The sequence below is a fragment of the Rhodococcus sp. 7Tela_A2 genome, from assembly GCF_049311045.1.
Classification (GTDB): domain Bacteria; phylum Actinomycetota; class Actinomycetes; order Mycobacteriales; family Mycobacteriaceae; genus Rhodococcus.
The window spans coordinates 22,002-37,328 of the sequence record NZ_JAXION010000001.1 but is presented as its reverse complement, the minus strand read 5'-3'; the positions used below and the strand labels follow the sequence as shown (position 1 = coordinate 37,328).

Here is a 15,327-nt window from a genome sequence, read left to right as displayed (position 1 = left end):
CTCAGAATTGCCCCATGTCCGGAATCTGGAAGGTGGGCGCCGCCGCCGCGGCCTGCGGGCTCGGTGCGATCGCGCGGTCGGGCTGCTCGGCGCGGAGCTTGCACTCCTCGACCAGATCGATCAATTCGCCTGTCGCCCAGTAGACGTCGGGGGCGATATCCCGGAAGAACGGGGTCTGAGACGCCTGCTCCCGCACCGTGATCGTGGAGAAGACACCGCCACCGGGCGCACCCACGTCGCCGGGCGCCAGGTAGTGCGTTCCGGTGAGATCGCGGACCCCGTTGAGCCAGGTGATCGCGTTCTTGGCCCGTGCATCGATCGAGGTACCCGGACCGGTATCGGCGACCTGCGACTGCCAGCCGGTGCCGGTCTCTCCGGTACGAAGCCACTCGGTCAGCGTCGCCTTCGCCGACACCTCGAGGATGCCGCCCGCCGGCTTCTCGGCCGACGCGTCGTAGACGGCCCGCAGCGCACGGTACGGAAGCATCGAGCTCATCACCGGGGACTCGTGCGAACGTGCCATCGCGATCAGCACCGATTCGAGTACGGCCGGCAGCCAATCGTTGTTGGCGAGGAAACGGGCCGGCGGGGTGAGCAGCGGATTCGGGAAGTCGACCCACCCCGAGGTTCCCGCGTCCCACACCCGGACGGGTTCGTTGTAGGGCTCCGGCGGCAGGCGCAGCCACCCGACGACGAGTCCGAGGAACCAGCCGGCCGTCATGGCACGACGCTCACTCTCGTGCATCGGCAACGAGGCGGCGAGCGGACGCGCACGACGCCACTGCCAGAACGATTCCTGCTGCGCGGGAGTCGAATCCGCCCACTGCTTCGACGCGGGACCGAGCACCGAGTCGTAGGCGAGCGGCGAGTAGTTCGGATACGAGCCGAAGATGTCGATGCGGGTGAGCTTGTCCTCTTCGGTCAGCAACCGCCCGAACTCGGCGTCGGTTTCCTGATCGATCATGGTGTTCTTCCGCAGAACCTGCGACAGCGCATCCGCGACCGGAAGGTTCAGGAACGGCACCGACGTGAACTTGTAGCGGTACTCGACCTGCTGGCCCGGATGCAAAGCCTCGAGTGCTTGCTGATTGACACTGGCGAGCGGACGAGCGAGGGACAGTGCCTCGGTGAACTTGGACTGCAGGCGCGCGCGGCGCTCGTCGAGGGCATACTCGGGCACCGAGGAGTCCTCGATGTATTCCCGCAGCGACACCCGGCAGAACCGGTCGAAGGACTCACCGGTACGCGCGACGAACTGCCGTGAACGCCCGAGCAATTCGGCGGGACGCACATGCACGTCGTACCGGGCGGCGGACGGCACGAGCGCTTCGCGGCTCCCCGGATCGAAGGGGAAGGCCCGCGAACGCCACGCCGACGTCCGTTCGAGAACGGGGTGCTCCTCCCCGGGAGACTTGCTGCCGTCGACGGTCGACCAGAGACCGGTCACGACGCTGCCCACCGCCTGCTGCACCGCGGTCTCGAACGGCGGGGGTCCTGCGGCGTCGGACATCACGGCCAGCGGCAGATCGGCACGGTACTGCACCATGAAATCCGCGGACGGCGTGAGCATCACCTCGTTGTTGGCCTCCGCGAACCGCTTCGGCACCCGGTCACTCTTGTCGGCGGGCCACGCGCCGTACTGATCGGTTGCCAGCCGGGCCAGCCCGACGTCGTTCGCCGGTTTGCTGCGGGCCTTGCGCAGCGATGTCTGCGATTCGTTGAGCCCGTCGAGCAGCGGCTTGAGGACCTCCGGCACGAGCGCGGTGGCGACCTCGGCCACCTTCGAGGACAGCGATGCGTACAAGTGGCGGTAGACGTTCTGACTGCAACTCGCCAGCACCCGTTCGAGGATGTCTGCGTCGCTCTCGATGGTGCCTCTGAGTGCCGTGAGCATCTGCGCGGTGTCGGAGGACTGCGCGGTGATGTCGGCGGGGGTCTGCTTGGCCAGTTCCTCGGCGCCGATGCGCACCTGATCCTTGACGAGGACGGACAGCCTGTTCACGATCGCTGTCGCGTACGGGAGCCCCAGGTCGGCGATCGCCTTCACCACCACGGCCTCGATGGTGTCGGCGAGGGTGCGGTGCCACTGGAAGGCGTGTCCGAGTGCGTGCTGCTCGGCCGATGCCGTGAGCGCCTGGCGCCTCCGGGCGAGAGCTTGCTGGATTCCCGGCACCCACTGGTTCGCGGTCAGCCCGCTGCCGGACGGCAGGTAGGGGCGCAGTTCGGTGTCCACGATCTGACGGGCCATCCGGTCACCCTCGGCGGACGACAGCACCACCTGGGTCAGCCACGGCCCGACACCGACCTGCGCTCCTCGCGGATCCGCCTGCAGCACAGGAAGTCCCATAGTGGTGAGCAGCGACTGCCACTGGCTGTCGAGGATCGAGTTGACCTGATCCTCGTCGGATGCCACGTTGGCGTGACTGCGGTGCCCGTCGAGCAGACGGTCCACCGCGCTGCGAGCGAGGCGCTGCGCCGAGTACTCGGCATACCGGTCGCGCCCCATACTCAGGCTCGAAAAGCCGTAGGTGCCCCAGGGCAGGTTGTCCCATTGGCCACCCCAGCCGATGTTGTCGCGCTGGCCGGACAGACCCGCACCGTTGGTGAGGTCGTACTGCACGAACTGGCGCGTCGCGGCACCGGACATCATCATGCCGGCGAGGCCGCGGGCGAGGCCGCGATAGATCGCCTTCTGCGAGCCGTCGCCGAACGGTGCGCCCTCGACACCGACGCGTCGCCCCACCGGGAAGACGCGCGCGAACGGCACTTTCTCGCCCGCGCCCTGCTGCTGTCCGAGAGCGCGCAGGATCTCGACGTCGTGCTCGCGGGCGGAACCCAGCTGGCTCGCGACGATCTCGCCGAGCATCGCGAGGGCGTTGGCGCGCACACCGGTGGTGGCGCTGCGCCCGAGCCCGTCGAAGATGTCGGGTGCGACCATGAACACGCCCATCAGGCGGGGGTCGAGCTTGGGGATGAGGGTGAGCAAACGGCATACGTCCAATGCCATGGACGCACCCGCGCCACCCGCCATCGAGGACACCACGAGGACGATCGGCGACTCCTCCTGCTCGAACCCGCCGCCGCCCGGGATGTCGAGCGCGGACATCTCCGTGGCGGTCTGCACGGTGAACAGCTGGTCCCACGCGTTCTGCAGCGTGTCGCGGATGCCGCCCGCCTTGCTCAGCGTGATCATGCGGCCGAGCGCGCGGTACTGGCCGGCGCCGGAACCGATCGGTACGGTGACCGACGACGGATCGCGCGGCGCCCAGGTGGCGATCTCGTCGAGACTGCCCTTGGCCGCAAGCTGGTTGGTCAGTGCGTTGTCGAGCACCGCGTACGAATCGCCCTGCGGTCCGCTACCGAAATAGCGGCCGCCCTGGTCCCGCACATTGCCGAGACCGTCGGGCCCGGTCTCCGGTGCCGTCGGCACATCGACACTGACGAACTGCCAGCCACCGGGGAGCTTGTCGATGCCCGCCGACGCGAGGTCGGACCGCAGCTGATCCATCATGTACGCGAGCGTGACAGCGCCGGATCCGCCGCAGCCCACTACGAGAAACCGCCTCATGCCGGTCCTTCCACATCGAGAGATATTTTGAAGACGAGTCGACCGTCAGGAGCCGGGGGGCCGGAACGGGTCGAACGATTGACCGGGTGCCGGTGCAGCCGGGCCTGGATTGAGGTCCGGCACCCCGCCGAAGCCGGTGTTGCCGCCGAACGGGGCCGGCGCACCGAAGGTCGGTGCGGCGGACGAGTTCGGCATCCCGAACGGATCGAACGCCGCGGCCTGCTGAGCGGGTACCGGTACCGGAGTTCCGGTCGGCGACGATGTGCCGTTGTCCGCGTTGTCGCTACGTCGGCGCAGTTCGGCAATCGCTCCCGCCGCGCGACGTCCCGCGTCGTCGACGAGTCGCTTGATCCGTTCCTGCGATGCACCGCCACCGACGAGCAACAGCAGTTGCGCCTGGTCCGCCGGACCCTCGGGGTCGTGCAGCAGCACCCAGTGGTTGTGCACGGCCAGCGGGAGGCGGGCGTCACCGCTGCGCCGGTCGGTGGCCGGTGTCGCATCGGACGCGCCCAGCAGGCCGGGCGCGCGGACCAGCACGTAGCCGCTGCCGACCGGAGACCCTCCGGTACGGGCCTCGAGTTCGGCACCGTCGACGCTCAGTCGCCGGGCAGGCTTGTCCAGCCCGCGGACGATCTCGGTGAGGTCGTTGTCGTGCAGGACGAAAGGCTGCCCGTCGCGCAGGAGTCCGCGGTCGGACACGGTGACCGCGAAACGCTGTGCTCTGAGCATCTCCGCGGGGATGCGCGTCGTCTGCCACTTGCGCAGGTACAGCAGGGCGCACGGGATGGCGATTCCGAGCAGGAAGACGAGCAGGAACACCGACCAGAAACGACCGCTGTCGAGCGGCTTGAGCAACTCGGCCGTGAACGGCACGTCGACAGGCATCGCGCGGTCGGGTTCTCCGGCAGGCGACATCATCAGGCGGACGGACCCGTTGAGTGCACCGTTGCCCGCTTCGGGGACGGTCAGTTCGAGGGGCAATGCTGCCGACGCGCCTTCCTCGACCGTCAGGCAGCTGTCCGCCGTTCCGGCGCCACCGGTTGTCAGCGCGATGTCGCCGACGCCGTCGGGTGCCGCATCGATGCGGACGGAGCCGGCCGGATCGACCCACACACAACCGGGTCCACCGATCGAGATCTCTCCGGGGAATGTGCCCGCGCCCTCGATGGTTCCGAGGTCGATCCGGTTCGGCAGAGTCGGATAACCGATGGGCGGGGCGACAGTGATCGGGACGTCGACGTACTGCGGCGCCAGATCGGTTCCCGGAGCGATGGTTCCACCCCAGCTGTTGGTGGCGTCCGCCGTGGTCACCTCGAGGACGAGACGCAGTGTCGCTTCACCGGGAGCGACGGTCGTGAAGTCGAGCTCGACGGGAGCTGCGATAGCGCTTTTCGGAATACCGCTCGCGAGCTCGTGGTCGACCTGCGCCGAATCGGTCAGCGATACCGACAGGTATGCCGATCCCAGCAGGTCGGACGGATCGATTTCCACGCGGTCCGAGTCGACAATCCCCAGTTGCACCGCGGAGGTGACCTCGCCCGAGTGGATGGCGGTGACGTCCTGTCCGAGCCACGCCGGGAACAGATTTCCGGAGATGTGGATGTTCGACTTCGAGCGCGCCGCGGGATCGGACCCGTCCTCGTCGACGAAGACCAGCGCCCACATACCCTGCCAGTCATCGGAATCAGCATCGGGTTTGTTCATGGTGAACGACACCGACCGGTCCGAGAGCCAGCGGTGGTCGACCGAGACGTCACCGATCCCGGAAGTCACCGCGGTGGTGCTGAACGGCATCGGAAGCTCGGTACCGCTGGGCGATACGAGGGTGGGAACGAGACCTTCGGCGTCCGCGAAACCGAGGACCGTGACGGCCCCGATCGAATCGTCCAGAACGAATCGGTGCTGTCCCGCCTCGCACACCTCGAGCGCACAGACGCCGGCCTCCGTTTCCAGAGGCGCCTGTCCGGGACTGCTGAAGGCGTCGAACGCGAACAGCAGGTCGTCGATGTTCTGCGCCAGGTAGAAGTCACCGGGCGTAGGCACGGTCCGTGCGCCACATGCCTGTCCGGCGGCGGGCTCACCCGTGGCGATGGACCGCATCAGGTCGAAGTCCGCAGCCTCTGCGGTACCGGACGCGAGGCCCACCGCAAAGGTCGCGATCCCGGACGAACGCAGCTGGTCGGCAACACCAGCGGGACGGCAGATCGACTCGCGTGCCGCAGCGACGACCTGCTGCACACTTTCGTCGGTGGTGAGAGGGACTCCCGGTGCGTACGGCTTCTCTCCGTCGCGGGCCGTGAAGTCCAGCTTGCCGTCGGAGAACCAGGCAATGGCCTGGCACGACGCGGGTCCGCCGGACGCATGCTCGGAGAGCGTGCTTCGGGCTCCGTCGAGTGCGGTCCAGTAGTCGGTGTCGAGACCTGCGGTGCGAGACCGGAACTCGCCGACCTCGCTCTGCAGGGTGGAAAGGGTGGTGCCGTCGAGCCTGGTCCACGGCGCGTGCACGGTGAAATCTGCGGAGAACCCCGCCACGGCGACATCGAGCGCGACGCCTGCGGAGTCCCCGAACGACTGGAGTTGTTCGAGCAGGTAGTTGGCAGCGGACACGCGGGCCGCGTCGGGATCGGACTGCTGGAGACTGCCGGACTCGTCGATCATCAACAGCAGGTCGCCCTCGCGCTGCGAGGCGAGGCAACCCCCGAAATCGGCGATCGCGGTCTCACGGGGCTGCGCAGATGCCGCCGGAGTCAAGACGAGGCATCCGAGCAGTACGGCGACGAGTATCGCAAGTTTCTTCACAGCCGGCCCGCCCATTCCGCGATCTGCCATGCACCGAGCACGATGCCTACGGCCGCCAATGCCACCGAGAGCCAATAGGTTCCTTGCAGGAAGGCCGACGCATCATAGGTCGGGAGTGTGCGCTCCTTGGTATCCGCGACCATGTGCTGTGCGAGCAGCAGTGCCGCGACGGGACCTGCCATCGACCATCCGAGGAAAGCCCACGCGACCGGCCCGAGGGCAACGGCGAGCAGGGTCGCGCCGATGCCGACGAGCACGACGACGAACGCTCCGAGAACCCATCCCAGCGGCGTCCTGCCCTGCTCCAGACCCGAAGGGCGTGCGGGCTGCTGCAGCGTCGCGAAGGAATCCCCTGTGGGGACGCCTTGCGTGGCGAACCCGGAGAACGGGTCGTTCGGGATGCCGAATCCCCCGCCTGCGGGTGGTCCGGCGGACCACGGTGAATCGGACGGCGGGGTGTCGGTGCCGTCCCGCGAGCTCGAATACTCGCTGAAATCGAACGGATCGGACGATGAATGCACGGGCGACTTTCAGGATCAGGCGCTACCGCGCACTCAACGATGAAGATCATCTTCGATGATGTCGAACGGTCAATCGGGGGAAGGAGCGACCGCGTTACAGGGGTCTCGCAAATTGGCGAGCAGAGAGTGTCCACCACGCCGTTCCGGCTACGACGCGCGTGTCAGCAGGGGTTCGGTTCACCGATCTTCACGACCGAGAGAACCGCATCCCCTTCACCGATCGGAACTCCGACGCCCGGCGTCTGGCCGACCACGATCCAATTCGCGTCGAGCACCTGTTTGCGCCCCTTGCCGGTGGCATCGACGCTGCGTGAATAGAAGACGCCGAGGTCCTGAATGAGATTCTGCGCCGACTGCAGATCCATGCATACGACCGGGGGCATCGGAACCGATGTCACCTCGGCCGCCGCAGCGGGCACAGCCGCGGCCGGGGCGGGCTCGGCTTCGACGGGCGGGAGCGTCTGCTTCGGAGTGCTCGAAGTCGTTGCGGGCAAGGGCTTCACAGTCGTGGTCTCCGGGATGGTGCTGGTCGTCGTCGTCGACGCGACGGCGCCGGACGAGGGCACCATTTCCGCAGGCGAGTCCGATTCGGCTCCACACGCCGACACGCTCCCCACCAGAATTACCGCCATTACTGCACCGAAAAGAAGACGGTTCATTCTGCAGACTCCAAAGTCGTGGGAAGCGATACGACTACGTATCGGACCGGACGCCCCTTTGTTACACATCTTGTAGCGAGGTCGGTGTCACATCCAAATATGACGTCGGCTATCTCACGACCGGGGACATATCTTCCAGCCGGCAAACGTATTCCCCGAAGGCTGCCCGCAGAACACCCGCGCGCGGATATCACACCCCGCCCAGCCGTTTCAGCAACTCCCCTCCACCGACCGTCCGTATGAATGTCGGGTCCCCGCACACGATCAACTGGTCACGGGCCCGGGACAGCCCCACATACAATCGTTCCCGCGATCGCTCCTGCGGCCGTGATTCGTTTACGGCAAGTACGACCGCCCGGCGCTCGAGTCCTTTGAATCCCAGGACGTGGCCGTAGAACACCTGGTCGCTGTCCCAGAAACTCTCCCAGTACGCTTCAGGCCCGGCTTGCTGCCGTTCGACCTGTTCGGGGTGCCGACTTCCGGTCGCGAGGAGGGCGACATCTTCGGGCCGCCAGCCACTTTCGAGCAGAGTCTCGATGGCGTCGTCGGCGCGATCGAGCGCATCTTCCGGTGCGCACGGAACGAAGGTGACCTCGGGCCCGTCGCCGCCGAGCAATCGCATGCGTTGCCCGACGAGCGGTGTGAAACACCCGGCGATCTGCTTGGTGTTGCGGAGGTTCTGATCGAGCACCAACGGCACCAGCGTAACCGGGGGAACACCTTCCCGATCGAAGACCCGCTGCCCTTCGTCGCTGAACACGTAGATCTCGCCGGCATCCTCGTCTCTCAATACAGCGAGAACCGGCCGCCACCAATCGTCGGCGAAGTCCTGCGCTTCGTCGACGACCACGGCGTCGAACCGCTGCCCGTTCGGAAGTTCGGCTGCGAGTTCCGCCATCCGCGCCGGGAGCACATGCTCCCAGAACGCCACGGTTTCTTCCGTGCGCAGGCTCTCCGGCGGACCTTCCGGGGCACCCCAGCGTCGGCCGAGCTTGTGAAATTCACCGACATAGGCGGGACGTTGTTTCCGCGGCAGTGCCCTGGTGACGCGTTCGAGGTAGGACGCGAGCCCGTGGGAATAGCAGATCAGCGCGACACGCTTGCCCTCCTTGGTGAGCCGACGAGCCTTTTCGATCGCGAGGAAGGTCTTGCCACTTCCCGCTCCTCCGCGGATCTCGACGCGGGGAAGCAGACGCGCCGCATCGAGTACCGCGGCTTGCTGCTGGGTGAGCAGGTTGCCGGCGTCCTCGTTCTCGAGCGCGCGCGAGACCACGTCGCGCTGAGGCAATCCACGCCCCGACAGCACATCTGCGAGTTCGAGGATCGAATCCGCGTCGATCCCGGTCCTCGCGACGTGCTGATCGATGAGCACCTTCATGAGCTTGCCGACGATTCCGCTCAGATCGTCACGGTCGACCACCTTCCAGCGGGGACATTCCGGCAAGGCGAAGTCTGCGGGAAACGAACTGTTGGGGAACACGACCACGTGATCCCAGCGCACGTGGCCGACGGGGCGGCGGGGATCGTCGTCGACGTACCGGCGCAACGCGTACATTGCGCCCCGCACCTGTCCCACCGGATCGATGACGGCGGGTCCGCCCGGGCGACGCTGATACCACGCGCCGTTCTCGTACCAGACTCCCCCGCCCTTGACCTCGAGGCAGATCACACCGTAGCCCTCGAGCGCCACGACGAAATCTATTTCGTGGTCCTTGTCGTGGTCGGTGACGCGCTGGTTCGCGACCACGAGGTCGTTCGGCCCGAGCTGATCGATCAGCGCCCGCCACACCACTTCTTCGGTGACATGCGCGAACCTCGGCTCCTGGGGAATACGAATGCTCATCGCGGATCTCGCGACGGCAGTACCCGTGAGCGTTCAGGCATCGACGTCGACCCCGTACCGCACCGCAAGGGCCGCAAGGCCGTCGTCGTAGCCCTGCCCCACCGCCCGCAGACGCCACTTGCCTGCCCGGCGGTAGATCTCGGTGAGCACCATCGTGCGTTCGGTGGTCCCGGCGTCGAGAACGAAGGTCGCGGCAGTGCCGTCGTCGCTGTCGACGCTGACGGAGACGGCGCCGAGGTCACCGAAGGTACGGTCGCCGTCGATAGCCGCCGCGATGGCGATGCGCTCGCACTCGGCGGGCAGCGACGCGAGGTCGACGCGGACGCACTGCTCACTGCTGCCGTCGATGGTCAGTTCCACCACCCCGTCGTCGAACACGGGGTTGTTGTAGAAGACGAAATCGTCATCGGTGTCGACTTTTTCGTCCGAACCGAGCAGGAATGCGACGATGTCGATGTCGAACTCGTCGTCGACAGCTTCGGCTTTCCACGCGATGTTCACCGACCAGGACGTGATCTTCGCGGGCAGGTCGGTCACCTCGCCGAGCGACAGCACCGGCGCCGTCATTCGGGCTTCGGTCCGCATGTGCGGTGGGATCACACCCTTCTCCACCGCGGCGTTGACGTCGTCGGGGGTGAGGACGGGCAGCGCGCGTTGCAGCACCCGGGGCATCCGCTTGTCGCTTTCGCCGCCGCCGAGGACCAGCGCGTCGGTGACCGCGGCCGTGAAGTTGAGGGCGGGCCTGGCACCGAGTTGCGCGATGCGTGACCGCATCATCACCGCTTCGAGATGGGTTCCGCCCAGCAACAGTACTTTTCGGCCCGACCACAACTTGGGCTTGTGGCCCTGCAGCGCCCAGCCCTGTGCCGGCGCTGTGTCGTCGGGGGCGGGGGCGGTGACGACCTGCGGAGTCTCCACCGGGATCTGTGCCTGCGGCACGACATCGATGACGGTGGCGACCTTGGGCTCGCCGGGAGCGACCCGGGTGAGAAGGTCGTCGAGGTGTCGCTCGCTGATGACGGGAATGCTTTCGGCCATCGCCTTGCGCACCTTGGCGGTCTGCACGACGGGGTCGTTGCACACCAGCACACTGGTCTGCCGGCTCGCCTGGTTGAGGACGTCGAGCCCTGCTTCGGTGAGGCGCTCGGCGAGTGCCGTCCGCGGCGTGGCGGTCGACCCGCTGATCACGACCTTCATACCCTGCACGAGACCGGCGTCCGTGAGCTTGCCCGGGTTCTTCCACCGGCAGGGAACCCGGGTCACCGATGCCGGGTACACCGACTTGCTGCTCCGGCAGTTCACGACGGGCAGCGGAAGTTGCAGTGTCTGTGCCATTCCGGCGCTGCGCAGAAAGATTTCGGTCAGCACACGCGCGTCGTCGTACGCGTCGTGTGCCTGGAGTTGCTGAATCTGCCAGTGCTCCGCGAGCGTCGCGAGCCGGTAGTTGGGAAGGTCCAGGTCGAGGCGGCGCGACAACGCGAGCGTGCACAGCCGCTGCTGCACCGGAAGTGTCCTTCCCGCCCGCCGGAACTCGGCGTCGAGAAAGCCGTAGTCGAACGACGCGTTGTGGGCGACGACGGTGCCGCCGGCGAGAATGTCCGCCAGCTCCGACGCGATGTCTTCGAAGCGCGGCGCTCCCGCGAGCCGCTCGCGGGTGAGGTTGTGGATGTGCACCGGCCCGGGGTCGCAACCGGGATCGACGAGCGACGAGAACTCCCGCTCGACCGAACCGTCCTCGCGCAACGCGAGCGCGGCGACGCTGAGCACGCGGTGGGCGTTTGCACGCACACCCGAGGTCTCGACATCGACCACCACCCAGCGATGCCCTCGGGGCAGCGTGACGGTTCCACTCGCCGGCGCACGAAGATCGATCACGTCTACCCCTCCGGATGTCCTCCCGGCCGAGCTGAAACTCGGTCCGATCGGACATTCTTACCGGAGGATCAGGCGCCTGAAAACTCGCCCCTGCACTTCTGCCGGCGCTGTAACGCCGTCGCTCATCCCGTCGATATGTGTGGTTCCACCGCCCAGCGATCAGGTCGAAGAATGTGCCGTGAGCAGCACTTTCAGCGCACCCGTCTCCCCTGCCCGGCCGAATACGTCATATGCCTCTTCGAAGTCGTCGAGGTTGAACCTGTGGGTGATCATGGGCGACGTGTCGAGCCGTCCACTCTCCACGAGCCCGATGAGCGTCGGAGTGGAATACGTGTCGACGAGGCCCGTCGTGATGGTCAGATCCTTGATCCAGATGTCCTCGAGATGCAGTGTCGCGGGCGAACCGTGGACGCCGAGGTTCGCGACGTGTCCGCCCGGCCGGACAAGCGCCACCGCCTGCTCGAACGTCTGCGGCACGCCGACCGCTTCCATCGTGACGTCGGCTCCGAGCCCACCGGTGAGGTCACCCACGACCGCTGCGACATCGTCGCGTCCACCGTTCAGAGCGATGTCCGCTCCGAAGGATCTCGCGGCTTCCAGGCGACTGTCGGCGAGGTCGACGGCCACGATATGGCTGGGACTGAACAACTTGGTGCCCAGAATCGCGGCGAGACCGATCGGCCCGGCGCCGATGATGACCACCACGTCGGCCGGACGCACACACCCGTTGAGTACTCCCACCTCGTACGACGTGGGCAGGATGTCGGCGAGCATGAGCATCTGCTCGTCACTGACCCCCTCGGGGATCTTGTAGGTCGAGTTGTCCGCGAACGGAACTCGCACCAGTTCGGCCTGGGTTCCGTCGATCAGATGTCCGAGAATCCAGCCGCCTCCGTTGAGACATTGGCCGTACCGCGCCTCGCGGCAGTATCGGCATCGGCCGCAGGCGGAGACGCACGAGACCAGTACGCGGTCACCGGCCATGAGATTGCGAACGCCGGAGCCGACTTCGACGACAGTGCCCACGGCTTCGTGACCGAGAATTCGTCCGTCCGTCACCGCCGGAACGTCACCACCGAGAATGTGCAGATCGGTGCCGCAGATCGTCACCGCGTCGACGCGCACGATCGCGTCGGTCGGTTCGGTGATCGTGGGGTCGGGCACGTCTTCCCACGCGCGTTGTCCCGGACCATGAAATACCAGTGCTTTCATCCTCGGCCTCCCGCCGATCGATGGCGATTCACTCTCCAGAATGACACCGGCCGGGACGTCTCCGGGGCATATCCGGGCTTTCGGACGCCGCGACCGCACGCATGCCGATCACGCCGAATCCGGTCCGGAGCAACCGATATGCCGCTTCCGTCCGCATCGAGACGCAGCGACCCGGTGCGGACGAGATCAGTCCTCATCGCCGCGCGGAACTGTGCCGGGACGCGCCTTCCGGAAACCGTCGCTGTCGATCGGAATTCCATGGCCTCTTCTCCCGAGAATTACCCCCTCATTCTGCTAGTTTTCGTCGCACGGCATCGAATTCCGTCCCCTCGACGTGGCTCCGGCGCAAAAGTCGAAACGGAATGGACGAACTACAGCCCGCCGGCAGAACGTCCTACGACGAAAGCGACCCGCCCGTGACGACGACGACCGACACCACTCCGGCCCCCGCGCCTCATGAACGCGTCTCCCTTCCCATGCGAATGCGGCATGGAATCATGAAGTGGCTCAGTCGGTTCAGCTTCCTCGGGCTGGTGGTGGCGTTGCTATTCTATTGCTGGTCGCTCACGCCCTCGCTACTTCCGCGTGCGTGGTATCTGCAGGGGGTCGCCACCGGAATCAGCATCGTGACGGGCTACGGGATCGGCGTCCTGGTGGCATGGGGGATACGCAAATGCGGATTCGACGTCCGAGTGCCACCGAAAGCCGCAAAGGTCCTCTGGATACTGCTCGCGTTGGTCGCGATCGTGGTGGTGCCGACGTTCCTCGCGCTCGGGTCGCGCTGGCAGAACATCAGCCGCGAACTCGTGGGCATCGAGAGCGGAAGCAACTGGGACTATCCCGGCGTGCTGGCCGTAGCCCTGTTCCTCTCGCTGATCCTCCTTCTCATAGGGCGAGGTCTGCGTCGTGTCGCGCAGTTCATCACTCGGCAGGTCGTGCGGATTCTGCCGGTGCCCGTCGCGCGGGCAGTGAGTGTCGTGGTGGTGGGAGCCGTCGTATTTCTTGCGCTCGAGGGCCTGCTCGCGGCCGGGATCACGCGTATCGCCGACGGGTCGGCGAAGGTGGTCGACGAGGGCACCGCAGCCGGTGTCGTGCAACCGCAGTCGCCCGACCGGTCCGGATCCGACGCGTCGGAACAACCGTGGGACTCGCTCGGACGCGAAGGCCGGACGTTCGTCGCCGGCGGACCGACACCGGAGGAGATCGGCGCGGTCACCGGTAGGCCGGCCATGATGCCGATCCGGGTCTACGCGGGTTACCGCTCGATCGAGAACGCCGGAGGACAGTCCGAACCCGAAGAGATGGACACCCTCGCTTCACGTGTGGTGGCGGAACTCGACCGCACGAACGCATTCGATCGGGAGTATCTGGCCGTCGCCACCACGACGGGACGTGGATGGGTCAACGAAGACGTCGCGTCCAGCCTCGAATACCTCGCGGACGGGAACTCGGCGATCGCCGCGATGCAGTACTCCTTTCTGGCGAGTCCGCTGGCGTTCCTCGCCGACCGGGTTTCCCCACGCAACGCCGGTCGCGCACTGTTCGAAGCCGTGTACGACCGCTGGAGCGACCTGGACCCGAACACACGGCCGAAGCTACTGGTCTTCGGTGAATCCCTCGGATCGTACGGCGGCCAGTCGGCGTTCTCCGGGGCGCAGGACATGATCACCCGCACCGACGGTGCCCTGTGGGTGGGCACCCCCGATTTCACCGAGCAGTGGCGCAGGATCACCGACTCGCGCGATCCGGGCAGCCGCGAAATCCTTCCCGTCGTTTATGGCGGTCAGAATGTGCGCTTTGCCGCCACACCTGCGGATCTCACCGACCTCCCCGGACTGCGCCAATGGGAGTTCCCCCGCATCGTGTACTGGCAGCACCCGAGCGATCCGATCGTCTGGTGGTCCACCGACCTGATCCTGAACCGCCCCGATTGGCTCCGGGAAGAGCGCGGCGCCGATGTCGACAAGAGCATGTCGTGGATCCCGTTCGTGACGTTCTGGCAGGTGACCCTGGACATGGTGTTCGCCGCTGACGTACCCAGTGGCCACGGCCATGACTACGGCACCGAAGCAGCGTATTTCTGGGCGGACATCCTGGGAATTGAGGACCAGGCATTCGCTCAGCGCGTCTTCGATGCCCTCTCTGCGGGACCAGGCTGAGGGCGCGGACTCCGCCGAAGTTCGTTCCGCTCCGCCGAACCGGGTGTGCTAGCGTCTGGCGCCAACTGCGGATCCGGGGGGCTCATGAGCAGGCGGGGCTTGGCGACGTGTTCTCTCGTGGCCGCAATAGCTGTCACGACAGGATGCGGGTCTCCACCACCCCCCGACGAACTTGCTCGAGCCGAGACGGTTGTCGAGACGTCGGAAGTGCGCACACCGCGCGTCGTCGACGACTCCGGACGTCCTCCCGTCACCTTCGATCCCTGCCTCGACCTCCCCGACGATGTGATGACGGAGGCCGGCTACAACGCGGCGCACAAAGAGTTTTCGGATATGCCGATGGGGTCGTACACGTTCCTGGGTTGTTCGTACCGGAAAGCCGACCCGATCCCCGGCGTAAGACGGGGATACAGCCTCAGCGTTCTTGCAGGCAACGTATCCCTCGACGAAGAGATCGCCAAGAACGGACACGTGGCTACCGCCATCACCGTGAACGGCCGAACCGCGCTCCTAGAACTTGACCCGAGCATCAAGGACGCATGTACATACGTCCTACAGAGCACGTTCGGAATCGTCATATTCAGCAGGCTCTACAACAAGGATCATGCCGGCGCGGTTCCACAGAATGAGTGGTGCGCAGATATGGAACCTCTCGTGCGAGCGGCTGAACCATTCATCGGTAGTTGATCCG

9 protein-coding genes are annotated in these 15,327 nt (G+C 66.3%); 2 read left to right on the top strand and 7 right to left on the bottom strand.

Annotated features, from left to right (window positions below; all coding sequences use genetic code 11):
- Nucleotide 1: 1 nt before the first annotated feature.
- From TVH25_RS00155 to TVH25_RS00125, 7 genes are all read right to left on the bottom strand, one after another.
- A complete protein-coding gene (locus TVH25_RS00155; RefSeq protein WP_422423043.1) occupies nucleotides 2-3,568 on the bottom strand; it encodes a tubulin-like doman-containing protein in 3,567 nt (1,188 codons plus the stop codon).
- Between the two features lie 45 nt (nucleotides 3,569-3,613).
- Nucleotides 3,614-6,397, bottom strand: a complete 2,784-nt coding sequence (locus TVH25_RS00150; RefSeq protein WP_422423042.1) for a vWA domain-containing protein — start codon at nucleotides 6,395-6,397, stop codon at nucleotides 3,614-3,616.
- On the bottom strand, nucleotides 6,364-6,888 hold the full coding sequence (locus TVH25_RS00145) for a hypothetical protein (protein ID WP_363741841.1): 525 nt from the start codon (nucleotides 6,886-6,888) through the stop codon (nucleotides 6,364-6,366). The genes TVH25_RS00150 and TVH25_RS00145 overlap by 34 nt, the downstream gene beginning before the upstream one ends.
- 161 nt (nucleotides 6,889-7,049) lie before the next feature.
- The gene (locus TVH25_RS00140) at nucleotides 7,050-7,547 is read right to left on the bottom strand and encodes a hypothetical protein (protein ID WP_422423040.1); all 498 of its coding nucleotides are present in this window, start codon (nucleotides 7,545-7,547) and stop codon (nucleotides 7,050-7,052) included.
- A gap of 190 nt (nucleotides 7,548-7,737) precedes the next feature.
- Nucleotides 7,738-9,390, bottom strand: a complete 1,653-nt coding sequence (locus TVH25_RS00135) for an NERD domain-containing protein (protein ID WP_422423039.1) — start codon at nucleotides 9,388-9,390, stop codon at nucleotides 7,738-7,740.
- A gap of 33 nt (nucleotides 9,391-9,423) precedes the next feature.
- Nucleotides 9,424-11,265, bottom strand: a complete 1,842-nt coding sequence (locus tag TVH25_RS00130; protein WP_422423038.1) for a TerD family protein — start codon at nucleotides 11,263-11,265, stop codon at nucleotides 9,424-9,426.
- Nucleotides 11,266-11,424: 159 nt separating this feature from the next.
- A complete protein-coding gene (locus TVH25_RS00125; protein WP_169622702.1) occupies nucleotides 11,425-12,477 on the bottom strand; it encodes a zinc-dependent alcohol dehydrogenase family protein in 1,053 nt (350 codons plus the stop codon).
- Between the two features lie 497 nt (nucleotides 12,478-12,974).
- Between TVH25_RS00125 and TVH25_RS00120 the strand changes: the two genes are divergently transcribed.
- Together TVH25_RS00120 and TVH25_RS00115 are read left to right on the top strand one after the other, a co-directional pair.
- The gene (locus TVH25_RS00120) at nucleotides 12,975-14,636 is read left to right on the top strand and encodes an alpha/beta hydrolase (RefSeq protein ID WP_240952692.1); all 1,662 of its coding nucleotides are present in this window, start codon (nucleotides 12,975-12,977) and stop codon (nucleotides 14,634-14,636) included.
- Between the two features lie 117 nt (nucleotides 14,637-14,753).
- A complete protein-coding gene (locus TVH25_RS00115; RefSeq protein ID WP_422423037.1) occupies nucleotides 14,754-15,323 on the top strand; it encodes a DUF3558 domain-containing protein in 570 nt (189 codons plus the stop codon).
- Nucleotides 15,324-15,327 lie beyond the last annotated feature (4 nt).

Excerpts from the sequence above, each read along its gene's own strand:
- TVH25_RS00155 (WP_422423043.1), bottom strand. The coding sequence starts at position 3,568 with ATGAGGCGGTTTCTCGTAGTGGGCTGCGGCGGATCCGGCGCTGTCACG.
- TVH25_RS00125 (WP_169622702.1), bottom strand. The coding sequence starts at position 12,477 with ATGAAAGCACTGGTATTTCATGGTCCGGGACAACGCGCGTGGGAAGAC.
- TVH25_RS00140 (WP_422423040.1), bottom strand. The coding sequence starts at position 7,547 with ATGAACCGTCTTCTTTTCGGTGCAGTAATGGCGGTAATTCTGGTGGGG.
- TVH25_RS00150 (WP_422423042.1), bottom strand. The coding sequence starts at position 6,397 with ATGGCAGATCGCGGAATGGGCGGGCCGGCTGTGAAGAAACTTGCGATA.
- TVH25_RS00135 (WP_422423039.1), bottom strand. The coding sequence starts at position 9,390 with ATGAGCATTCGTATTCCCCAGGAGCCGAGGTTCGCGCATGTCACCGAA.
- TVH25_RS00120 (WP_240952692.1), top strand. The coding sequence starts at position 12,975 with ATGAAGTGGCTCAGTCGGTTCAGCTTCCTCGGGCTGGTGGTGGCGTTG.